The following is a 409-nucleotide window of genomic DNA, read 5'->3' on the forward strand; positions in this document are numbered from 1 at the left end:
CTTTAAACTGCTTTTTTATGTATTCAGCAGCAATGCAGCTCCCCGCATCTTTTACAGCCGCTCCCAAAAAGGTTCCGGTCCAGAGAATGTTCCCTTTTCCGTACTGCACCTCAGCAATGGCCGGTGTTTCATCCTCAAACCAGCCGGTAACCGTTCCCCTGCTTATCTTCATCGTCTGTCTGTAATACATCCCTTCACAAAGAACAGCGCCATCTCTATTCCAGATCGGAACCAGTCCGTCTTCGGCTCCCAAAGATATCATCTCAGCCCCAAACGCTTTTTTTAGCATCGGACATGGACAGTTAAAACTGTCTGAGTTCACCCCTTCCATGCGTATTTTGCCCATCTCAGAATAAAGACCTGCAGCTGCCTCAAGAACCACACGGCCGCCCTTACCGGCAAAATCCAG

The 409-nt window shown here is 49.1% G+C and carries 1 protein-coding gene; it reads right to left on the reverse strand.

Annotated features, from left to right (window positions below):
- On the reverse strand, positions 1-382 hold a 382-nt coding region (locus NE664_14820; GenBank protein MCQ4727908.1), incomplete at its 3' end, for a hypothetical protein.
- Between the last annotated feature and the right edge of the window lie 27 nt (positions 383-409).

Origin of the sequence: Anaerotignum faecicola, assembly GCA_024460105.1 — a bacterium.
In the GTDB taxonomy this organism is placed as follows: Bacteria; Bacillota; Clostridia; order Lachnospirales; family Anaerotignaceae; genus JANFXS01.